The organism is Streptomyces flaveus (genome assembly GCF_014647675.1).
Taxonomy (GTDB): Bacteria; Actinomycetota; Actinomycetes; order Streptomycetales; family Streptomycetaceae; genus Streptomyces; species Streptomyces flaveus.
The window spans coordinates 88,376-110,076 of the sequence record NZ_BMPQ01000005.1 but is presented as its reverse complement, the minus strand read 5'-3'; the positions used below and the strand labels follow the sequence as shown (position 1 = coordinate 110,076).

The following is a 21,701-nucleotide window of genomic DNA, read 5'->3' as shown; positions in this document are numbered from 1 at the left end:
GGGAGCTGGGCTCGGTCTGGTTCTCGACGTCCCCAAGTGCACCACCAGTTCGCTGAGTTGCTGAGTTCGCAGAGTTTCACCCCCACCTTCATGGAGGCCCGGAACCATGTCCCCGAACCAAGCCCGGCCGTCCCGGCGCACCGTTCTCGGCGGGGCCGCCGCGCTCACGCTGGCCGCCGGTGCCGGCACGGCCAGTGCCGCCGCCGGAACCGTAAAGAGCGCGTGGCCCACCGAGTTCCCGCTCCCGGACGGCTGGCTGCCCGAGGGCATCACCATCGGCAGAAAGCCGTACGCCTACATGGGCTCCCGCGCGAACGGCGCCGTCTACCGCACCGATCTGCGCACCGGCAAGGGCGGCGTCCTCTTCGAGGGAGCCACCGGCACGGCGTCCATCGGGCTGAAGCTGGACCACGACGGTCTGCTCTACCTCGCCGGAGGCGCCGGCGGTACCGCGCGCATCGTCGACTCCCGCAGCGGCAAGCTCAAGGCCACGTACCAACTGACCGACCCCGCCGCCACGTTCATCAACGACGTCATCCTCCTCGGCGACCGCGCCTGGTTCACCGACTCGCGCGGCGCCACGCTGTACGGCGTACCCCGCGGCCGCGGCGGCGAAGTCCGCAGCCTGCCGCTCGGCGGTGACTGGACGCAGACGCCCAACGTGAACAACGCCAACGGCATCGTCGAAACCCCCGACGGCCGCGGCCTGATCGTCGTCAAGAGCACGCCGGGCGAGCTCTACCACGTGAACATCAAGACCGGTGAGGCGAAGAAGATCACGCTGAACGGTCAGGCCGATGTCGCGAACGGCGACGGTCTGCTCCGTATAGGCCGGACCTTGTACGTCGTGCAGAACCGGCTGAACCTGATCAGCGTCTGGGACCTCGACGCGAAGGTCACCACGGCCACGCTGAAGCGGACGATCACCGACCCCCGGTTCGACGTGCCGACCACGGCCGCCCGCTGGGGGGACCGGCTGTATCTCGTCAACGCCCGGTTCACCAGCCCGCAGACGCCTGAGACGACGTTCAACGGCGTTGCTGTTCCCGCCTAGCCGGAAAGCGGGTGGTCAGGCGCGGCGGCGTACGTCCTCCAGATAGCGGAGGACCGCGGCGACGCGCCTGTCCACCTGGTCGGTGGGGGACAGGTCGAGCTTGGCGAAGATGCTGCGGATGTGCTTGTGGACGGCGCCGTCCGTGACGACGAGGCGTTCGGCGATGGCGGAGTTGCCCAGGCCCTCGGCCATCAGGGCGAGTACGTCGCGTTCGCGGGGGCTGAGGCGTTCCAGGCGGGAGTCGTGACGGCTGCGGGTGAAGAGCTGCGCGACGACCTCGGGGTCGATGGCGGTGCCTCCGGCCGCCACCCGCCGCAGGGCGTCCAGGAACTCCTCGACCCGCCCGACCCGCTCCTTGAGCAGATAGCCGAGGCCGGTGACGCCGCCGGTGAGCAGCTCCGTGGCGAAGCTCTGCTCGACGTACGCGGACAGCACCAGCACCGCCAGGTCCGGCCGCCGGCGTCTGGCCTCGACCGCCGCGACGATGCCCTCGTCCGTATGGGTCGGTGGCATCCGTACGTCGAGGATGGCGACATCGGGCTTGTGTACGTCGATGGCGTCGAGGATCCCGTCGGCCGTACCGGCGGTGCCCACCACGTCGAGCGACTCCGCCCGCAGCAGCAGGGCGAGCCCTTCGCGCAGCAGTGGGTCGTCTTCGGCGATCACGATCCGCATGGGAGGTCCACCTCGAGGGTTGTGGGCCCGCCGGGCGGGCTGGTGAGGGTGAGGTTGCCGTCGTGGGCCGCTATACGGCGGCGCATACCGGTCAGGCCCGAGCCGCCGGTTTCGTCCGCGCCGCCCCGGCCGTCGTCCTTGATCTGCAGGTGCAGTCGGCCGTCGTGGCTGCGGACGGTGACGGTGGCGTGCTGGGCGTGGCTGTGCTTGGCGATGTTGGTCAGGGCTTCGGCCACGATGAAGTAGGCGGTCGCCTCGACGGAGGCCGCGCATCTCGCGGGCGTCTCGACGTCGACGCGGCAGGGCACCGGGCAGTCCGCGGCCAGCCCGGCCAGCGCGCCTTCGAGTCCGCGGTCGTCCAGGACCGGCGGCAGGATGCTCCGGGAGACCGAGCGCAGTTCGGCCAGCGCGCCCTCGGCGGCGCTCTGGGCGCGTTCGAGGAGTTCGTCGGCGCCCGCCGGGTCGCGGGCCACCATGCGGCGGGCGGCGCCGAGCAGGACGGTGACGTTGACGATCCGGTTCTGGGTGCCGTCGTGCAACGAGCGCTCGATACGGCGCAGTTCGGTCGCGTGGGCGTCGAGGGCGGCGGCCCGGGTGGCGGTCAGCTCAGCGACCCGCAGCGACAGGTCCGCGTCGGGTCCTGCCGACAGCAGCCGACGTCCCGGCCGCGCCTGCAGCCGTGCCATGCCCGGCCCGAGCCCCACGATGATGGCGATCCAGGCCAGGCCCAGCGGGACCACGGCGAGGGCGTCCAGCCAGGTGTGCGCGACCCCGATCCCGATGGACGTGCTGTTCGCGTTCTCGGGTGCGAACGGATACAGCAGCGGGAACGCGGTGTCGCGGACCGCGACGAGCGGCAACAGTACGCCGAGCAGGCCAAGCAGCAGCCCCAGCGTCCCGTGCGTGGCCAGCCAGCCCAGCTCCCGCCGGGTGGTGGGGTCGGCGAGGGCCGGGCGCAGCTGAGTCGGCGCGGGTCCGGGACCGATCAGCTCCGGGCCCCATCGGGTGAGCCGGTCGCGTTCGCGCTCGGCGACGGCGTGCAGGGCGCGCAGCGCGGAGGGCGCCATCAGCAGCCCCACTCCCACCAGCGACGCCACGGCGGTGACGGTCACCAGGAGCAGGACGGCCAGCGCGAGCACGGCCGTACCGAATCCGCCGGCGAGCTTTTCGAGCGCGACGAGGGCGGCGCCGGCCGACCGGACAACGATGTCCCGGATACGGGGCTTTGGGGCGCCGTCAGACGCGTACTGCTGGCTCGACATGGGCTCCTCCTAGGGCAACGACCCTAAGACGCGGATCAGTTGGCCGTCAGCTCAAGGCCCCAGGAAGTCCGCAGAGGTACAGCCTGCTGTACCTCGAACCGGGCGGCAGGCGGGCTCGGCCGCGAGGGGTCGTGATTCATAGCGTCGGAGACGACAGCGGAACAGGCCGCAAGCCTTCGCGGCAACCAGGAAGCAACCAGGAACAGGAGCCCGAAAATGACCGACCCCTACCGCCTCACCACCGCCTCCGGGACGTACGCCACCCCGTCCGTCGACCCCAACGCCGAGACCATCGGCAAGCCGCTTCCCGCCGGCGAGCCGCTTCCCGTCGTCACCAGGTCCCGAGTCGCGCGCACCCTCCTCTGGATGGTGCTGGTGATCAGCGTCGTCGGCAACATGGTGGCCTCGTACACCGCCAGCACGCCTCTGCACCTCGCCAGCGGCGCCGTCACCGCCCTCTGCCTGACCGGACTGGTCGTTCAGGGCCTGCGGGGTCGTCGATGAGCAAGCTCCTCAAGGGAGTTGAGGCCGCCTCGGCGGCCCCTGACCACACCCCCGCCATCGCGCTGGCGCACCTCGGCAAGACGTATCCTGGAGGCGTACGCGCCCTCGACGACGTGTCCCTGACCGTCGAACGCGGCACCTTCCTCGCCGTGATGGGTCCTTCGGGGTCCGGCAAGAGCACGCTTATGCACTGTGCGGCGGGTCTGGACGCACCGACCGTGGGTAGCGTCCGTATCGACGGGTACGAAATCGCGGGCCTGAACGAGACCCGCCGCACCGAACTGCGCCGCGAGCGCATCGGCTTCGTGTTCCAGTCGTACAACCTGGTGCCCTCGCTCAGCGTCGCCGACAACATCACGCTTCCGCTGCGCCTCGCGGGCCGGGCCCCGGACCAGGAGTGGCTGCGGACGCTGATCGAACGTGTCGATCTTGCCGACCGGCTGACGCACCGGCCCGCCGAACTCTCCGGCGGACAGCAGCAACGGGCCGCGATCGTACGGGCGTTGGCGGCCCGGCCCGCTGTCGTGTTCGCCGACGAGCCGACCGGCGCACTGGATCTGCGCAGCGCCCACGAGGTCCTGAACCTGCTGCGTGACCTCGTCGACGAACTGCGGCAGACGGTGGTCATGGTCACCCACGATCCGGCCGCCGCCGCCCAGGCGCACCAGGCTCTGGTGATGGCCGACGGGCGGGTCGTGGACACGCTGCACACACCCACTGCCGCCGATCTGGCCGCCCGTCTCGTCGCACTCGGAGAGGGGTGAAGGTCATGCTGTATCTCGCGGTGCGTATGGCTCGGCGCCGGGTCGCCGCGTTGGTGGCGGTGGCGTGCGCGGTGCTGGGGGGTGCGGTGCTGGTCACCGGTACCGGAGTGCTGGCCGAGTCCGGGCTGCGGTCGCAGCTGCCGGCCGGGCGGCTCGGCGGGGTGGACGTCGTGGTGTCGGCGGACCAGACCTTCCGGCCCGGCGGGGATCTGCCGATCGCGTTGCCGGAGCGGGGGGCGGTTCCTGCCCAATTGGCCGACCGGCTGGGCGAGTTGCCCGGAGTCACCGGCGTGGTCGGTGACGTCAGCTTCCCCGCGGCTCTCGTCGACGCGGACGGCCGGGTCGTACCGGGCGAGGATCCCAGCACGGCGGGGCATGGCTGGTCCTCCACCGGGCTGCTTCAGGACGCCCCGGTCGACGGCAGGAAGCCGGGCGATTCGCGTGAGGTCGCCGTGGACCGCGACATGGCCGCCGCCGCGGGTGTCCAGGCGGGCGATCGGGTCGAGGTCGTCGCGGCCGGCCGGGACGCCGCCGAGTACCGCGTCTCCGGGGTCGTCGACGCGCCCGGAGCCGGAGTCTTCTTCGCCGATCCGACGGCCGAGCAGCTGGCCGGACGCGACAGCGGACCTCGCGCCGGGACCGTCGACCTGATCGGGCTGCGTACCGAAACCGGCGCCACCGACTCCGTCGCCGCAGCCGTCCGCGATCAACTGCGCGGCACGGACATGGTGGTGGCCACCGGCGAAGACCGGGGTGACCTGGCGGCGCCCGACGCCGTGGCCTCGCGCTCACTCCTCATCCTGCTCGCGGGCTCGCTCTCCGGGATCGTCGTGCTGATCACCGGGTTCGTCATGGCCGGTGCGCTGGGTGTGTCGATCGCCGGGCAGCGCCGCGAACTGGCCCTGATGCGGGCCGTCGGCGCCACCCCGAAGCAGATCCGCCGGCTCGCCACCGCCCAGGCCATGGTGATCGCGGCCGTTGCGCTCGTGCCCGGGGCGGCCCTCGGCTATCTGCTGGCCGGACAGTTCCGGCAACAGCTCGTCGAACGCGGGGTGCTCCCCGAAACCCTGCCCCTGACGTTCAGCCCGCTGCCCGCGCTCGCCACCGCCCTCCTGCTGGCTCTCGCCGTTCAGGTGTCGGCGAGGGGCGCCGCCTGGCGTACGTCGCGGATGCCGGCCACGGAGGCGGTCGCCGAGTCGCGCACCGAACCCCGTAACCCCTCCCGCATCCGGACCCGTGCCGGACTGCTGCTCATCCTCGCCGCGACGACCCTCTCCGTCGTACCGCTGCTGGCCAGGACCGTGCTCGGCGCGGCCGCAACCTCCATGGCCGGTGTCATCGGCGCGATCGGCCTCGCGATGGCGGGCCCCGCCCTGGCCCGGCACGCCGGCGAGACACTGGCCCGGCGCCTGCGACCCGGTGTCTCGGCACCGACGTGGCTGGCCGTGTCCAACGTTCGCGGATACGCCCTGCGCATCGCCGGAGTCGTCAGCACCCTCGCCATGGCGGTCGTGTTCGTCCTGACGTACACCTTCGCCCAGACGACGGTGATGACCGCCACCTCGGACGACGTCCGCACCGGCACTCTCGCCCAGGAACGCCTGAGCGCACCTGCGCTCGGCGGACTGCCCGAGGGCACCCTCGACGCGGTACGGGAGACCTCCGGCGTGCGGGCGGCAGCCCCCGTCGGCAGCACGACCGTGGTCTGGCCCTACAAGCTTCTCGGCGAGGACGAGGTCGAATCCTCCTCCGCGATGATCCTCACTCCGGACGCGTGGAGCGTCCTGGACCTGGACGTACGGTTCGGCAGCCTGGCCGGGCTCAGCGGCGACACCATCGCGGTCAGCAGCGACGTCGCCCGCTCCCGTGGCGCCGGACTGGGCGAGCGGATCGGCCTGATCCTCGGCGAAGGCACCCGCGTGAACGCCGAGGTCGTCGCCGTCTACGACCGCGGACTCGGCTTCGGCCCGGTCGCGCTCTCCCGGGACCTCGCGACGGGCCACACCACGACGGGTCTCGACGAGAGCATCCTCGTGCGCACGGACGGTACGGCGACGGCGCAGCGTGAGCTCGCGGCGCTCGCCGAGTCCCGGCCGGGCCTGACGGTGGAACCCACGGACACGGGAACCGGCGGCAGCCTGACCGAGGCTCCGCCCGAGGTGTGGGTCAACCTGGCGACCATCGTCGTACTCCTCGGCTACCTCCTCCTCAGCATCGCCAACAAGCTCGTCGCCACCACCGCCCAACGCCGCGGCGAGATCGCCACCCTCCGCCTGAACGGCACCACCCCGCGTCAGATCCGCACGATGATGCGCCGCGAGGCCGCGATGATCGGCGCCGCCGCCCTCACCACGGGCCTGGTCCTGGCCGCGATCCCGCTCACCCTTCTGGGCATCGGCTTCCTGGACCGCCCCTGGCCCGCGGGCCCGGTCTGGCTGCTGCCCGCCACGGCGCTCACGATCATCAGCCTCGCGTTCGTCACCATCGAGGTGCCCACCCGGCGGGCCCTGCGTACGGCTCCCGCCGAGGCACTCGCCGGCCGTGAATAGTCCGGCCATGAACAAGTCGTGAGTAGTCCTGCCGTGAACAGGGCAGAGTCCGTCATTCCCGACTCCGATGCCAGTGCTCGGCCCTACGGTTGTGGGCAGCCCTACGGTTGTGTGTGGGCCGAGGAGCCGATCGTGGGCTGAGGAGGGGGAGACGGGTGCGCAGGGTGCCGCCGGACATGTTCCGGTTCACTACGGGCGACCGGGCGGAGTTGTACGGGGCGATCCTGCGGGCGTTCGGGGCGGCCAACGAGCGCCTGGAGACGGCGCTCGGGCTGGATGACGTACGGACGCGACTGCGCACGGTGGGCTGGCTCGACGCGATCGCCGACGAGGATCTGCACGAGGCGCTCAAGCAACTGCGCCAGTGGGAGCTGCTGGACGTCGTCCAGAACCACGCGGAGAACTACCGCACGGCCGAGGAGTACGAGCGGCGCAACCTCCAGTACTCCCTGACCCGGCGCGGCGAGGCCGCCTTCGCGGGCGTCCAGCACGCGCTGACGGTGCTGGCCTCGACGGGCGCCCTGCAGACGGCCGTACTGGAAGCGATCACCGACCGGCTCGACGAGTTGTACGGACTGGCCGGTGAGCCGGCGTCGGTGGATCGGCGGATCTTCAGCACACTCCAGGAGCTGGAGGGGCATCTCGAGGCCCTGTTGGACAACACCAAGGCGTTCAACGGCGAGCTTCAGCGGCTGTTGCGTGCCGAGGGCGCCGATCTGGGTGTGTTCCGGGAGGTGAAGGCGGCCACGGTGGCGTATCTCCAGGAGTTCCTGGTCAATCTCGATCAGCGCGGGCATGGTGTCGCCGAGGCTGTGGCCCGGGTGGAGGAGCGCGGGGTCGCCGCTCTGCAGGAGCGGGCGCTGCGCGGGGCGGAGTTGCCGCCGGTGTCCGGGGAGGATCCGGGGGCGGCCTGGCTGGAGCGGCGGCGGGCGCGCTGGGCGGGGCTGCGGGCGTGGTTCCTGCCGGTGGACGGGGGCCGGCCGCGGGTGGACCAGCTGCATGACGTCGCCCGGCGGGCCATCGTCTCGCTGCTTCAGGTCCTCGACCGGATCACGGAGTCGCGCCGCCGGTCCTCCAGCGCCGTACAGGACTTCCGGGAGCTGGCGCGCTGGTTCGCGGCGGCCCCAGGGGAAGACGATCTCCACAGGCTGTGGACGGTGGCCTTCGGGCTCGGCCCGGCCCGCCACGCCCATCTCGCGTACCCCGACCCGGAGTTGGTCCCCTCGTCCCGTACGTGGGAGGAGGCTCCGCCGGTCGAGGTGTCGGCGCTGTTGCGGACGAGCGGTCGTACGGAGCGTTTCACCCGTACGGGCCGGGTGCGGGACGTCGCCGCCATCAAGGCCGCGCGGGCGGAGAGGGCTCGGCAGGAGCGGGCCGAGCTCCAGGAAGCGTGGCGGACCCTGCGGACCGATGGCGGTCCGCTCAGGCTGTCCGACTTCGGTGTGCTGGACGAGGCGTCCTTCGAGCGGCTGCTCGATCTGCTCGGCAGGGCGTTGTCGACGCGTCCGGACCGTTCGGGGGCGCGGCGGGCCGGGACTTCGGACGGGCGGGTGGAGATCACCTTGACGCCGCCTGCTGACGGACGGATCGCTGTGTTGCGGACGGCGAAGGGAGTGTTGAGAGGGCCGGACTTCCTGGTGCACATCGACACGGTGGCCGGGGGTGACGCGGTGGTCGGGGGAGGCCCGGCTTCGACGTCGATCCTGCGGCACAGTCCCCAGGAGGCTGCGGGACGCCATGAGGCCGCAGGCCGCCACGAGTCTGCGGGACGCCAGGAGGCCGCCGGATGAGCACCCTCGCCAATCAGCTGGTCGTCGCGGAGCGGGAGGAGGTCGCCCGGGGGATTCGTCTCCTGCTGGCGCGGCCGTTGATCACCGAGCGCGCCGACCCGGCCGCCTTCGGCATTGTCCGGCGCCGCAAGGAGCCGCTGACCAAGTGGTTCGACTACACCTGCGGCTGGAGCCTGGTGGTCGAGCCACGGCGAGGTTATGCGCGACTCGTCAAGGTCCGCTCCACCGCCGACGCCTCACGTCCGGCCCGGCGGCTGCGCTCGGGGCGGGCGCCGTTCGACCGGCGGCGCTATGTGCTGCTGTGCGTCGTGGCGGCCGAGTTGCTGTCCGTGCCGGTGACGACGATAGGGCTGCTCGCCGATCGCGTCGTCCAGGCCACCGCCGCCGATCCGGCACTCCCGTCCTTCGACACGTCCGGCAAGCAGGAGCGGATGGCCTTCGTCGACGTACTGAAACTGCTGGAGTCGTACGGAGCGCTGGTGGCCGTGGACGGGGCGACGGACACCTTCGTCGACTCGGCCGACGCGAAGGTGCTGTACCGCGTGGACGCCACGCTGCTGATGAGGCTGCCCGCGGCGCCCATCGGGGCCTCGCGGCTGTCCGTACCACCGGACGAAGTGCCGCTGCGTTTCGATGAGTTGATGACAGGGATGACGCGGGAGCGGCGTTACGGCGGGGCGGCGTCCGGGGGCGAGCAGGCCGTCGCCTCCGAGACGCAGCGGAACCTGTGGCTGCGGCACTCCGTACTGCGCCGCCTCTTCGACGACCCCGTCCTCTACCGCGAGGACCTCACCGAGGACGAGCTGGCCTACGTGGCCTCCCCGACGGGCCGGCAGATCCTGCGCCGCTCGGTCGAGCAGGCGGGGTTCGTGCTGGAGGAACGGGTGGAGGGCTTCCTGCTCATCGACCCGGACGCCGTCGCCACCGACGCCAGGTTCCCCGACGACTCGTCCACCGCCAGGGTCGCCGCGTTGCTGCTCCTTGAGCGGATCCATGACGTGCCCGGCGGGGCGACACCCGAGCAACTCGTCGCGATCGGCTCGGAGTTGCTGCGTCGGTTTCCGCGGTGGGCGAAGGCGTACCAGTCGGCGGACGGGGCCGGGCGGCTGGCCGACGACGCGGTGCGGGTCCTGTGCGACTTCGGTCTGGCGCAGCGCGTCGGCGAGCGTACGGTCGTGCGTCCGGCGGCTTCGCGGTACCGGGTCGTGGGGGCCACGACGACGGCGGAGGACAGTTCTGTCGATGTCGAGGCCGAGGGAGGCTCGAGTTGAGCGTCACTGATCTTCCGGTGCGCGGTGCGGCGGGCGCCTCGGCCCAAGAGGCCGGGGAAATCGGGGAGCGCGCTCCCCGATCCCGGTCCCGCTGGCAGCCGTACCGCGCCGGCATCCTCAACGTCTGGCGCTACTACGACGAGACGTTCACCTTCCACCAGGGACGCCTGCTGCTGCGCGGCCAGAACGGCACGGGCAAGTCCAAGGCCCTGGAGCTGCTGCTGCCCTTCCTCTTCGACGCGAACCTGCGGCCCAACCGCCTGTCCACCTTCGGCGGTTCGGAACGCACCATGCACTGGAACCTCATGGGCGAGGGGGCGTCCGGCAAGACGCGGGTGGGGTACGTGTGGATGGAGTTCGGCCGCCCTGCCGAGGAGGGCGGCGACGGGGGTACCGACTGGTTCACCTGTGGAGCCCGCCTCCAGGCCAGCGTCCACACCAGCGGTGCACAGGCCGACTACTTCACGACCACCCGGCGCATCGCCCGGCCCGGCGGACTGCGCCTGGCCAACGATTCCGGTCAGCCGCTGACGAGGGCCGCACTCGCGGACGCCCTGCAAGGGCACGGGGAGATCCACGCCTCGGCCGACAGCTACCGCACCACGGTCCGCCGGGCGCTCTTCGCGGGCATGGGCGAGCAGCGGTACGAGGCCCTGATCACCGCCCTGCTGCAACTGCGCCAGCCCAAGCTCTCCGAACGCCTCGACCCGTCCCTGCTCTCCTCCCTGCTCTCCCGTGCCCTGCCGCCGCTCGGGGAGGGCGAGATCAGCGAACTGGCCGAGGGCTTCGAGCGCCTTGACCGCCAGCGTGAACAGCTGAAGCAGTTGGACGAGGAGGTCACCGCGGCGGGCACCATCGCGCACCGCCAGCGCGGCTATGCCCAGCGGGTCCTGCGCGCAGGTGCCGCGACCCTGGTCTCGGCCACGACCGAGATGGACAAGCTCACCCGGGTCGCGAAGGAGAGCACGGAGCAGCACGAACAGGCCCTGCGCGACCAGGAGTCGACGGCGCGGGAGCAGGACGAGTGCGAGCGGCGCGGGCAGGAGCTGGAGGCGGGCATCGAGGGCCTGGTGAACAGCGAGGCCTACCAGCAGGGCGAGGAGCTGAGCCGGCTCCGCCGCGGTACCGAGGACGCCGAGGCGAAGGCCCGACGGCTGCGCACCACCGCCGAGACCAAGCAGCGCCAGGCGGACGACGACCGGGAACTCGCCGCCGAGGCCGAGCAGCGAGCCGAGGCGGCCGAGGACCACGTACAAGACGCGTCCGAGGACGCCCGGCAGGCGGCACGTACGGCCGGTCTGGAATCCGTGCACCTGGAAGCCGCGACGATGTTCGGCGCACCGATCGCCGACTCCGCAGGTGCTACGGGCTCCGCGGCCGAGGACCGGATCCGGCGGCCCCGTCGGCTGCTGCGTGGTGCGGTCAGGGCCCGGCGGGACCAGATCACCGAGGTCTCGGCCGCCATAGACCGTCACGAACGGGCGGTGAGCGACCGCACGGCCGCCGAGACGACGCTGGACGACGCCCGTCGCGCGCTCGCGGCGGCGGTCGTACGCCGGGACGAGGCGGCCCGTGCGTACGAGGAAGCCCTGACCCGGCAGGCGGAGGGCCTGCGCGAATGGGCCACGGGCTGTGTGGAGCTGCGGATCGACGACGTCGAGGAGCTGGTCTCGCGGACGGCGGTCGAGAGCGACGTCATGTCCCTCGTCGAGTCCGCCGTACGCGGCGTGGAGCGGGACATCGTCGAACGGGAGACGCGTACGGAGGCCACCCGCGAGGCCGCGCTGGCCGAGCGGACCGCGCTCACCGACACCCTCGACACGCTCCGCCGCGAGGCCGACCTGCCCCCGGCCGTGCCGCCCACCCGCACCACGGACCGTTCGACGATGATCGGCGCCCCGCTCTGGCGCCTGGTGGCCTTCCACGAGGACGTGCCGCCCGCCGTCCAGGCAGGTGTGGAGGCGGCGTTGGAGGCGTCCGGGCTGCTGGACGCGTGGGTGAGTCCGTACGACGGGATCGAGCTGCCCGGGCACGACACGCTGGCCGAGGCCGCCTGGGCGGTGCCCGCTCCGGGCCCTTCCCTGCTGGACGTACTGCGTCCCGAAGCCGGCGTCCCGGTGCCCGTCGACGCGATCGCCCGGCTGCTCGGCGGTATCGCGTACGGACCGCGGCTGCCCGAGCGGCACATGGCCGCGGTCGGTGCCGACGGCGGCTGGCGGCTGGCCTCCGCGACCGGTACGTGGAGCAAGAAGGAGCCCGCTCACATCGGCTCCCTCGCGCGGGAGCGCGCCAGACGGCGGCGGATCACCGAGCTCACCGAGCGGCTCGGCGAGGTGAACGGCACGATCGCCACGCTGGATGCGTCGGTGCGCGAACTGCGCGAGCGCCGCAGGCGGTTGGACGCCGACCTCACGGCCCGCCCCCGCTACCGGAACCTCGACGAGCGGCGGCGGGACTGGGACCGGGCGGAGGAAGGGATCGGCGTCCGCGACGACGCCGTACGCACCGCTGCCGGGCTCCTCGAGGAACGGGAGGCGGCAGCGCAGCAGGCCCTGCGTGCCCTCCACCGGCTGTCCTCGGAGAACGGGCTGCCCACGGACAGCGGGCTGCTGGGGAATCTGTCGTCCGCCGTGGACGCGTTCCGCGATCTGGCCGACGCCTGGGCGGATGCCCAGCTGCACTGGGCGTCCGCCGTCGGGCGGGCCGCGTCCGCCCGCGACCGGGCCGACCGCTCGGCCGAGGCCGCGCGGGAGCATTCACACGAAGCCGAGACCGCCGCGTCCGAGGCGGCAGGGCTCAGGGCGACGTTGGAGGCGGTGGAGAGCACTGTCGGCGAGGACTTCCGCCAGGTGGCCGCCCGGATCAGCGAGATGAAGGGCCAACTGCGCCTCAGTCGGGAGGAGTTCAAGGTCAAGGGCCGTCAGCTCCTGGAGCTGGAGCGGCGTATCGGCACGCTGACCGCGACGATGGCGCAGGACGCGGAGAAGCGCGACCAGGCCATCGCCGCCAGGGATGCGGCGGGGCGGAGATTCCGGCGCCTGTGCCTGCTCGGCCTGCCCGAGGACGCGGGGATCGACCTCGAACTCAGCGGGGAGGACGGCACACGCGCCACCCTGGAGGCGGCCCGTGCGGTGGCGGCGAAGTGGGCGAACATCCCGCACGAGGCCCGCAACCTCGGCGACGCCGTCAACCGGTTGTCCGAAGCGGTGCACGAGGCCCGGCAGTTCCTCGGCCGCCGCGCCGACCTGGACCTGGAGGCCGACGACGACGTACAGGTCTTCACGGCCACGATGGACGGCGTACGCATCGGGGCGACGGAACTGCTCCACACCCTCACGGCCGAGCGCGACAGCGGCCGCGACGACATCACCGCCGCCGAACGGCGCCTGTTCGACCAGACGCTCACCGGAGACACCCGGCGCCACCTCGCCGCCCGGATCCGCCAGGCGGGCGAGCTGGTCGACCGGATGAACGGCCACCTGGAGCGGGTCCGTACCGCGTCGAACGTCGCCGTCCAGCTGGTGTGGCAGATCCACCCGGACCTCCCGGCCGGCACCCGTACCGCCCGCGAGCTGCTGCTCAAGGACCCCGGTCGGGTCACGGAGGCCGACCGGGAAGCGCTGCACGCCTTCTTCCGCGGGCGTATCGAGGAGGCCAAGGCCCGGAACACGGCGGCCACTTGGGAGGAACAGCTCGCCGAGGTGCTCGACTACACGGCCTGGCACCAGTTCGTGGTCAGACTCGACCGGGCGAACGGCGCGGGCTGGCAGCCGCTGACCAAGAAGCTGCACGGAGCGCTGTCCGGCGGGGAGAAGGCGATCGCCCTGCATCTGCCGTTGTTCGCCGCCGTCGCGGCCCACTACGAGGCCGTGCCCGACGCGCCCCGGCCGATCCTCCTCGACGAGGTCTTCGTCGGCGTCGACACCGTCAACCGCGGCCAGGTCTTCGCCCTGCTCAGCGCGCTCGACCTCGACCTCATGCTGACGTCCGACCACGAGTGGGGCACCTACCGGGAGTTGCCCGGCATCGCGATCCACCAGCTGATCACGGGGGCGGACGGGGACGACGCGGTGACCAGCGCGCGGTTCGTGTGGAACGGGGCGGGTGTGGAGCCGGCCGAGACGGGAGCCACCGGGTGGCACGAGGAGGGAGCCTCCGGGTGAGCGGGACGAGGAACAGTGCGCTGCGGCGCCCCGAACTGCGTCCCCTCTGGCTGGCCGTCCATGACCGGCTGTCCTCCGGGCGGCCCGTCAGTCGGGTGCGCATCGGCCCGCTGGACGACGACCAGCGTGCGGCGCTGGCCGACCTGCTGGGCCTCGACCGGCTGCCGGACGCCCGGCCCTTCGTGACGCTCACCCGCCTCGAAGAGGCCGTCGCCGAGATCGACGGCCGTACGGTACGCGAGGTCGTCGCCGACCTCGTCGGCCCGCTCGACGACCGTGCCGCCGAGCGACAGCGCGCGCAGGACGAACGGGCGGCGCTGTGGGCCTGGCTGTCGGCGCACGAAACGGTGCGCTCGCAGCCGCAGCTCGCCGACTGGGCCGCGTACTGCCGCAACGGCGGCCTCGTCGACAGCTCGGTCACCCGCACCCGTGACCTGCTCGCTTCGGCACTGGCGGTACTGGCCGCCCTGCCCGCCGAAGGAGAACCGCTACCGGTCTTCGCGGCACGCCTGCTGCACGGCGACTCCCACGCACTCGACGACGGCACCCGCCTTTCCACCCTCGTCCTACGGGCCCTGTCGACGATCTACGGCATCGACGCACCGGACAGCGCCCAGCAGCGACGTACGCTCTGGGCCCGAGCAGGCATCGCCGACGACGAACTCTCCGCCACCATCCTCGCCGCCGGGCTCCGCCCTCTCGGGGACGGCCTGCTCAGCCGTATCACGGGCCTCTGCGCGGACTCCGGACACGCGGCGTCCCTCACCCTGGCCCAACTCCGTTCCGCCGCAGGGGACTTCGGATTTCCGGCCACCGTACCCGTGCACATCACGGAGAACCCGAGCGTCCTCGCCCTCGCCCTGCGCCGCTTCGGCCCGCGCTGCCCGCCCCTGGTCTGCACCTCGGGCTGGCCCAACAGCGCGGTGATCCATCTCCTCCGGCTGCTCGCCGACCACGGAGCCGCCCTGCGCTACCACGGTGACTTCGACGGCGAGGGCGTACGCATCGCCGCGTACATCCTGGACAAAACCCCCGCCACCCCCTGGCGCATGACCACCGAGGACTACCGCACAGCCCTCGCCCGCGCCCCGCACGGACCACCTCCGGGACGGCTGACCGAGGCCCCGTGGGACCCGGCACTGACACCCGCGATGACGGAACACGGCACGTCCGTACTGGAGGAGATGGTGGCCGACTCGCTCCTCGGTGATCTGGCCGCGCTCGCCGAGTGAGCACCGGACGCGCAGCCCTCCGGCGACCGCGTCCTGCTCGACGTCGTTATGGACCTCGCCGTCAACAGAGAGGAACCCCAGCCGACGCGCGACTGGGGTTCCTCAAGGCGGTGAGTATCGGTCAGCAGGTGGAGTCGCCCACGCCGTAGACAGCTCGTCCACGCGTCGGCGGACCGCACCCCATCGCGATCACCGTGGATCAGGCGGGTCAGCGCTGCAGGGTGAGCAGGCCCGGCCGGTACGGCAGGGCCGGGTAGGGGGTGTTCGCCGGGAAGTCTTTGAGGCCCTGGTAGAGGAACTGCAGGTTGCAGGGATCGATGGTCATGGTCTGGTCGGGGTTGTTGCGGACCAGGTCACCGTGGCTGACGCCCTGGGCCCAGGTGGAACCGCTGTTGGCCTGGCCCGCGAAGGGGCTGCTCTCGCTGCCGGCCTGGACGGTCCACGGACCGTTCAGGCTGGAGGCGGTGAACGAGCGGAAGTAGCGGTTCGTACCCTTCGCCTCAACGATCATGAGGTACTGGTTCTGGCCCTGGACCTTGTAGACCTCCGGCGCCTCGAACAGGTTGTCCTCGGTGTCGCTCATGATCGTCGTGTACGAGGAGCCGAAGTTGCCCGGGAAGTTCCCGATCGGCATGCTCGCCCGGTAGATCTTGCCGTTGTCACCGGCGAAGAACAGGTACATGTTCTGGTCGTCGGCGATCATGGTCGGGTCGAGTGGGGCGCCACCTTCGCCGGCGGGGAAGCTGCCGGTGAACAGCGGCTGCCGGGCGGACCAGCCGTTGGGGTTGGTGGGGTCGCTGGACGTGCGGTAGTAGAACGGCCACTGACCCCACTGGTCCACCATCACCCAGATGTTCTTGGGCGCGAAGTAGAACAGTTCGGGCGCCACCGCCACGGGCTCGTTCATCGCGGTCTGGGTGGCCGCCCCCATGTCCGACCAGTTCGTGAAGGGACTGAACGCCGTCGAGCCCCACTTCGTTCCGTCGGAGGTGGTCGCGTAGACCAGGTGCTTGCCGTTGTACGTGGTGGTGGCGAAGTCCTTCAGCGCGACCTGCCCGTTCGCCGGCTCCGCCAGCGGACCCGTCGAGGTCCACCGGTAGGTCGACGGAAGAGCACACGCGTTGCTCGCCCCGGACAGGCCGGTCCACTTCTGGTTGGCGCCGCCGTGGCACGACCAGATCTGCACCCCCGTGCCGTTGGCCTTACCCCAGCCCGAGACGTCCAGGCACAGCCCGGACCGCACGCTGACGATCGTGCCGTCGGCGTTCACCCGCCACTGCTGGTTCGTAGTGCCGGTACACGTCCAGATCTGCACCGGGGTCCCGGACGTGGTGCCGCCGCCCCGGACATCCAGGCACTTGTTGCCGTACACGGTCAGCTGGTCGCTGTCCGTCAACGTCCACTGCTGGTTGGTTCCGCCGTGGCAGTCCCAGATGTGCACGTTCGCGCCGTCGGTCTGGCTGAAGCCCGCCACATCGAGGCAGCGGCCGGAATCAACACCGCGCACGTCGCTGGTGGTGGCCGCCTGAGCCGGGCCGGCGACGAGCAGCGCCGCCAACGCGGCCAGGGCCGCGACCGCGGCGGCGAGCGCCGCAGACGGGCGTCTGAGACTGAAACTACGTCTGTGCATAAGGACCTCGTCATCCTTGAGCATGCGGCTCCGGTTTGTCCCGTCAGAGGCTGTTCGGATGCCGGTGTGGTGCGGCCCTGAATGTTCGATATGCCGAACTAGGGTCGAAGTGTCGAGCAACTGGATGATTGAGGTTCCGGTGATCAGCGTCAATACCTCTCGCACAATTCGCGAGCCGAAACATTCGCATTGAACCAGGCGGCTTCAAGTTCCGTGGTTGTGCGGGTCTTTGGCGTGAGCGGGTCTTTGGCGTGAGCGGGGCTTCCGCGTGGGATGGCGGCTATGTCGAGGCGCTCGGCGGCAAGTTGGACCTGTAGCCCCCCGCCCCCATGGTGGGGCCAGCCCTACCTTCGGTTCGGGAGTGGGCGTCATCGTGCTTGTGGGCTGGTGGCGACAGGGTTGGAGCCGGTGGATCCCAGAGGTTCACCGCTCCCACCTGCCGGAAGGAAACCGTGATGAACGCGGCCGATATACGCCGGACTTCGGCCGCCTCCGGTCCTCCCGCTTCTCCCCAGCCTCCCGGTCCCCTCGCTTCCTTCGCCCGGTTCGTCCTGTGCGGTGGCGGGGTCGGGGTCCTCTCCAGTGGCGTCGTGGGCCTGCTGGCCGAGCTGATGCCCTGGATGGTGGCGAACGCCCTGGTCACCGTCGGCTCCACCCTCCTGTGCACGGAGCTGCACGCCCGCTTCACCTTCGGGGCCGGGCGGCGGGCCGGATGGCGTCAGCACTGGCAGTCCGCGGGATCGGCCACGGCCGCCTATCTGGTGACCTGTGCCGCGATGTTCGGCCTCCACACGGTGCAGTCGTCGCCCGGGACGCTGACCGAGCAGGCCGTGTATCTCAGCGCTGCCGGGCTCGCCGGAATCGGGCGGTTTCTGGTGCTGCGGCTGTATGTCTTCGCCTCAGCCCGTTGTGGTGAAGTTGTTCCGGACCTTGTCGAAGACGGGGCGGTAGGTGGCCCATTGAGTGATCTCGGCCAACTGGGTCGGACCGATGTGGCTGACCCCTTCGGGGGTCTTCCTGTCGAGCTTCCAGCCGTCCGGTACGGGGAAGGCGACGCCGTGCTGCTTGTCGCGGACCAGGTGGTATCCCTCGGGCACGGGCGGAGGCTTGTACGGCGGCGTGGCGGTCGGACCGGGGTTCCGCGCGGCGCCGTCGTCCGTCGCCCCGTCGTCGTACGCCGTCGCGTAGAGGGCGCCTGCGACGGCCGCGCCCGCCACCGTCGCGGCCATGGTGCTCCAGAGCAGGGCGCGGCGCTTGCGGCCCCGGCACTGGGCGGCAAGCCGGGCGCGTAATCATCTGTCGGAGAGTCAACTTCCATTGGCGCTCTACGAGTTCATCCACCCATGGGTAGAATTACGGACAACTCTCGCCGCCACGAGAACTGATTCGTAAATAGATGGCGTCCAAAGTCGACAAGGCTCTGCCGCCATCGTTTTACAAGATCACCGGGTGCCGTCGGCAGGCGACCGGACTACTGAGACGACAGACATTGTTCGGACATGAAAGGCACTGTATTCATGACCTCTGTTCGAAGGCTGCTTGCAGGAGCCTCCGCATCGTGCCTCGCGGCAACCGCGATCGTTGCCGGGATGGTGGCAATGGCCGCTCCGGCGCAGGCCAATGCACAGGACTGTCGGCAGTATCTGGCTAATCGGGGCTATGTGGTCGGGACGTGGGTCAGGCGGGCATGCAACATCGGCCAGGGTGTCGGGGGCCCCAGCGATTATTTGACGTGCGTCCAACTGCTCGTAGACACCGGCGTCCGTGGTAACCACGCCACCAGGGCATGCAATCTGGCAGACAGCTGATCCGGCCCGCCCATCTGGGAACATGCCCTGCCCCGGCACGCTTCGGAGCAGGGCATGTCGTCACCCGGCGATACTCGAGTGGTGGCAGAGCCCTCAAACGAGGGCGTACACCGCGCCCGGAGCGGGGTGACAGGGGCCGCGGTTCGGACTCGCTGCATTCTCACAGGAGCAAGCCCTATGCGTCGGGCTGGAGGGTCTTGAATTCTGTGGGCACCCCGTCCATGAGAGTGCGGCGAGGAGCATCGCCAGGGAGTCGGTGGCCTCGTCGTCCTTGAAGTGAGCGCGTATTCGGCCTGCGTAGCGCGACATCCCGTGAGTTCTCCGGAGCTCTGCCGAGTTTTGTCGCCACCGCCAGCGCCGACAGCATGTGCCTCCTCGCCTTCGACCAGACTGCAGAATGATCAGATCGGACGAGAAAGCTTCAGGAATCCCGAAGTCACGTCACTGGCCGGCTGATCACGCGAACGAGAGAGAAGCTCCAGGCCAGGGGCTCAGGGTTCCGGCAAGAACCACGGGAACCGACGGGATGTCGCACACGCGGTGGCGGCGGCCGCCGTCTGTCTTTTCCTGTGCTTCCTGTGCGGCTTCAGCCGCTCGGCCACCGCGGGGCGGTGTGCGGCCGGAAGCATGTGAGGGTTCGCGCCGTCGAGGTGGAAAGGGAGCCCGGGCGTGTCACCGGGGCACCGGGTCACGGGGTCCGGTGAGACGGTGCGACCGCGTCTCGGAGAAAAATGATTGAGATGGCAACCTTTCTGCTCTGAGTGGCCACTTAGGGGTGTACCGACGAGGGCGAGCCGTGGTCAGCGGCGCTACGCCCTCTGTGTCACCACCCGATCGGAGCCCAACGTGTCACCAGACGACCCGAGATCCGCCGAGCAGCCGATGCCTTGGGGTCGCACGCCCCGCCGCAGCCGGATGCGCCGGCGCTTTGTCGCGGGGGCGGTGGCGGTGCTCGCCGCCTCGGTCGGCGTCGGCGCCCTGGCGCCCAGCGCGGGCGCCGCGGCGACCGTCGGCATCAGTGTGGATGCCGGTACCTCCTTGGGCACGGTGCCCAGCAGTGGCGTCGGCCTCAACACAGGCGTCGGCGACGAGCACATGGGGACCGCCAAGGTGACATCGCTGATGAAGGCCGCGGGAGTTCGGCAGCTTCGCTATCCCGGCGGCTCCGGCGCGGACGACTTCCACTGGAAGACCCACACCATGGGCAACGGCGGCTGGATCGTACCCAACACCGACTTCGACAGCTTCATGGCCACCGCGAAGAAGGTCGGCGCCCAGCCGATCCTGACCGCGAACTACGGTTCCGGCACCCCCCAGGAGGCCGCCGACTGGGTCAAGTACGCCAACGTCGACAAAGGTTACGGCGTGAAGTACTGGGAGATCGGCAACGAGGTCTACGGCAACGGGCACTACGGCAACGGCAAGGGCTGGGAAACCGACAACCACGCCGACAAGAGCCCGAAGGAGTACGGAAAGAACCTGGTCGCCTACTCGAAGGCGATGAAGGCCGTGGACCCGAAGGTGAAGATCGGAGCGGTGCTCACCACCCCCGGCTACTGGCCGGATGCGGAGAAGGCTCCCGGTGACACCGCCGACTGGAACAACACGGTGCTCTCCATCGCGGGACGCTCGATCGACTTCGTCATCGTCCACTGGTATCCGGGCGGCAAAACCACGGCCGACCTGCTGAAAACCCCCTCCCGGATCGCCGGTGTCAGGTCCTCGCTGCGCTCGCTGATCGCCAAGTACGCGGGCTCGCGCGCCGCTTCGGTGGAGATCGCGGTCACCGAGACCGACACCGTCTTCTCGCCCGTCTTGACCAGCCAGGCCGCAGCCCTGTTTGCGCCGGACACCTACATGACCTGGTTCGAGCAAGGCGCCACCCACGTGGACTGGTGGAACCTGCACAACGGCTCGGGCGAAGCACCCACCACCGTCAACGGCCAGACCGACTACCAGGACGGGGGCATTCTCTCCGCCGGAACCTGCGCCGGGGGGAAGTGCGAACCGCGGCGCGACACGCCCTTCCCCACCTACTGGGGCATCCGCTCGCTGACCGCACTGGCGCAGCCTGGCGACACCATGGTCAAGTCGTCCTCGCGCAACTCGTCGGTTGCCGTGCACGCGGTGCGGAGCAGCAAGGGCGGTCTGAACGTCATGCTGATCAACAAGAGCCCGAAGGACGCGGCGCAGGTGTCGCTCTCGTACGCCGGATTCACCCCGGCCGCAGGGGCGGTCACGACCGTTTCGTATGCCAAGGGAGACACCGCCCTGACGACGGCGAAGCGGGGCACGGCGGGCGCACAGAAGCTGCCGCCGTACTCGATCACGACTCTTCAGCTGAAGCCCGCGTCGGGGACAGCCGGCGCTGACAAGCCGACGCCCGCCCCCACGCCGACCGCCGCCACGCCGGTTGTCTCCGCCCCCGGCACTACCGGCACCCGTGCGCAGGGGGAGATCGGCGCACCCGTCGGCCAGCCGAGCCCGAGCAGCACGTCCGGCGACCTGGCTTCCACCGGGGTGAGCAACGCTGTCACGTACAGCGCCCTCGGTGGCCTGCTGGTCATCGCTGCCGGCGGCGTGCTGGTGCTTCGCGGACGTCGCCGCAGGGCTTTGCACGGGAAGTGAGACCGCGTGAGTGACTGACGGCCCGGCAGCAACGCCACCCACCCGTGGCGTGCGCGCCGGGCCGTCGGCCTCCGCGCCGGCGTCGGCGGTCAGGAAACAAACAAGGCCCGGGTCGTTGACCTGGACCTGGCCTGCCTCGGCACCGGTCCCGACCCGTGGGGCGGCCCACGGGCCGCGTTCCGGGCCACCGTGGAACTGCCGCGTGAGGACTTCGCGATGAACTACAACCAGGTCGTCCAGGTCGTCCAGGCCGGCATGGCCGCCATCGGCACCACGCTCCGCGTCGGGATCGACCTCGAGGCCGTCCAGGGCGAACAGCTTCCGCCGCTCGCCTGACGGCGGAGACGGCTCGGCCCCCTGCCTCACTCGGG

At 70.8% G+C, this 21,701-nt stretch carries 13 protein-coding genes and 2 pseudogenes; 11 read left to right on the top strand and 4 right to left on the bottom strand.

The genetic code is table 11. The features are described from left to right. The first annotated feature begins 106 nt into the window (after positions 1–106). Positions 107–1,054, top strand: coding sequence for an SMP-30/gluconolactonase/LRE family protein (locus tag IEZ21_RS12395; RefSeq protein WP_189321936.1), 948 nt, complete (start codon positions 107–109; stop codon positions 1,052–1,054). A gap of 15 nt (positions 1,055–1,069) precedes the next feature. Here IEZ21_RS12395 and IEZ21_RS12390 read toward each other — a convergent pair whose 3' ends face one another. Beyond that, positions 1,070–1,729: a response regulator gene (locus IEZ21_RS12390; RefSeq protein WP_033320459.1), complete on the bottom strand. Its 660-nt coding sequence runs from the start codon at positions 1,727–1,729 to the stop codon at positions 1,070–1,072. Continuing rightward, entirely contained in the window at positions 1,717–2,991 is a 1,275-nt protein-coding gene (locus IEZ21_RS12385) for a sensor histidine kinase (RefSeq protein ID WP_189321935.1), read from the bottom strand. Before IEZ21_RS12385 ends, IEZ21_RS12390 begins: the two co-directional genes overlap by 13 nt. Before the next feature lie 216 nt (positions 2,992–3,207). On the opposite strand from IEZ21_RS12385, the gene IEZ21_RS12380 reads away from it, so the two are divergent. The 7 genes from IEZ21_RS12380 (at position 3,208) to IEZ21_RS12350 (ending at position 15,264) form a co-directional block, all read left to right on the top strand. Continuing rightward, positions 3,208–3,495, top strand: a complete 288-nt coding sequence (locus IEZ21_RS12380; protein ID WP_246567640.1) for a hypothetical protein — start codon at positions 3,208–3,210, stop codon at positions 3,493–3,495. Beyond that, a complete protein-coding gene (locus tag IEZ21_RS12375) occupies positions 3,492–4,259 on the top strand; it encodes an ABC transporter ATP-binding protein (protein WP_189321934.1) in 768 nt (255 codons plus the stop codon). Before IEZ21_RS12380 ends, IEZ21_RS12375 begins: the two co-directional genes overlap by 4 nt. Positions 4,260–4,264: 5 nt before the next feature. Then, entirely contained in the window at positions 4,265–6,808 is a 2,544-nt protein-coding gene (locus IEZ21_RS12370; RefSeq protein ID WP_189321933.1) for an FtsX-like permease family protein, read from the top strand. A 176-nt stretch (positions 6,809–6,984) separates the two neighbouring features. Further along, positions 6,985–8,598, top strand: a complete 1,614-nt coding sequence (locus IEZ21_RS12365; protein WP_246567638.1) for a TIGR02677 family protein — start codon at positions 6,985–6,987, stop codon at positions 8,596–8,598. After that, positions 8,595–9,869 carry a TIGR02678 family protein gene (locus IEZ21_RS12360; protein ID WP_189321931.1) on the top strand — a complete coding sequence of 425 codons (1,275 nt, stop codon included), beginning with the start codon at positions 8,595–8,597 and terminating at the stop codon, positions 9,867–9,869. Before IEZ21_RS12365 ends, IEZ21_RS12360 begins: the two co-directional genes overlap by 4 nt. Next, positions 9,866–14,032 carry a TIGR02680 family protein gene (locus IEZ21_RS12355; protein WP_189321930.1) on the top strand — a complete coding sequence of 1,389 codons (4,167 nt, stop codon included), beginning with the start codon at positions 9,866–9,868 and terminating at the stop codon, positions 14,030–14,032. The genes IEZ21_RS12360 and IEZ21_RS12355 overlap by 4 nt, the downstream gene beginning before the upstream one ends. Then, positions 14,029–15,264, top strand: coding sequence for a TIGR02679 family protein (locus IEZ21_RS12350; protein WP_213089292.1), 1,236 nt, complete (start codon positions 14,029–14,031; stop codon positions 15,262–15,264). The genes IEZ21_RS12355 and IEZ21_RS12350 overlap by 4 nt, the downstream gene beginning before the upstream one ends. A 208-nt stretch (positions 15,265–15,472) precedes the next feature. On the opposite strand, the gene IEZ21_RS12345 is transcribed toward IEZ21_RS12350, so the two are convergent. Then, positions 15,473–16,894, bottom strand: a complete 1,422-nt coding sequence (locus IEZ21_RS12345; RefSeq protein ID WP_189321928.1) for a non-reducing end alpha-L-arabinofuranosidase family hydrolase — start codon at positions 16,892–16,894, stop codon at positions 15,473–15,475. Positions 16,895–17,349: 455 nt separating this feature from the next. On the opposite strand from IEZ21_RS12345, the pseudogene IEZ21_RS47530 reads away from it, so the two are divergent. Next, positions 17,350–17,796 (top strand): annotated as a pseudogene (locus IEZ21_RS47530) (GtrA family protein); the annotation flags it as partial. Here the strand turns inward: IEZ21_RS47530 and IEZ21_RS12340 are convergent. After that, on the bottom strand, positions 17,794–18,123 hold the full coding sequence (locus IEZ21_RS12340; RefSeq protein ID WP_189321927.1) for a hypothetical protein: 330 nt from the start codon (positions 18,121–18,123) through the stop codon (positions 17,794–17,796). The pseudogene IEZ21_RS47530 and the gene IEZ21_RS12340 overlap by 3 nt on opposite strands. Positions 18,124–19,548: 1,425 nt before the next feature. Between IEZ21_RS12340 and IEZ21_RS12335 the strand changes: the two genes are divergently transcribed. Together IEZ21_RS12335 and IEZ21_RS12330 are read left to right on the top strand one after the other, a co-directional pair. Further along, positions 19,549–21,330: an LPXTG cell wall anchor domain-containing protein gene (locus IEZ21_RS12335; RefSeq protein ID WP_246567636.1), complete on the top strand. Its 1,782-nt coding sequence runs from the start codon at positions 19,549–19,551 to the stop codon at positions 21,328–21,330. Positions 21,331–21,438: 108 nt separating this feature from the next. Then, positions 21,439–21,666: pseudogene (locus IEZ21_RS12330) on the top strand (YceI family protein); the annotation flags it as partial. Between the last annotated feature and the right edge of the window lie 35 nt (positions 21,667–21,701).

What these genes read in the sequence shown, in the direction of transcription:
- IEZ21_RS12375 (WP_189321934.1), top strand. Translation starts at nt 3,492, where the DNA reads ATGAGCAAGCTCCTCAAGGGAGTTGAGGCCGCCTCGGCGGCCCCTGAC.
- IEZ21_RS12365 (WP_246567638.1), top strand. Translation starts at nt 6,985, where the DNA reads ATGTTCCGGTTCACTACGGGCGACCGGGCGGAGTTGTACGGGGCGATC.
- IEZ21_RS12370 (WP_189321933.1), top strand. Translation starts at nt 4,265, where the DNA reads ATGCTGTATCTCGCGGTGCGTATGGCTCGGCGCCGGGTCGCCGCGTTG.
- IEZ21_RS12340 (WP_189321927.1), bottom strand. Translation starts at nt 18,123, where the DNA reads ATGGCCGCGACGGTGGCGGGCGCGGCCGTCGCAGGCGCCCTCTACGCG.
- IEZ21_RS12395 (WP_189321936.1), top strand. Translation starts at nt 107, where the DNA reads ATGTCCCCGAACCAAGCCCGGCCGTCCCGGCGCACCGTTCTCGGCGGG.
- IEZ21_RS12385 (WP_189321935.1), bottom strand. Translation starts at nt 2,991, where the DNA reads ATGTCGAGCCAGCAGTACGCGTCTGACGGCGCCCCAAAGCCCCGTATC.
- IEZ21_RS12360 (WP_189321931.1), top strand. Translation starts at nt 8,595, where the DNA reads ATGAGCACCCTCGCCAATCAGCTGGTCGTCGCGGAGCGGGAGGAGGTC.
- IEZ21_RS12390 (WP_033320459.1), bottom strand. Translation starts at nt 1,729, where the DNA reads ATGCGGATCGTGATCGCCGAAGACGACCCACTGCTGCGCGAAGGGCTC.
- IEZ21_RS12380 (WP_246567640.1), top strand. Translation starts at nt 3,208, where the DNA reads ATGACCGACCCCTACCGCCTCACCACCGCCTCCGGGACGTACGCCACC.
- IEZ21_RS12345 (WP_189321928.1), bottom strand. Translation starts at nt 16,894, where the DNA reads ATGCACAGACGTAGTTTCAGTCTCAGACGCCCGTCTGCGGCGCTCGCC.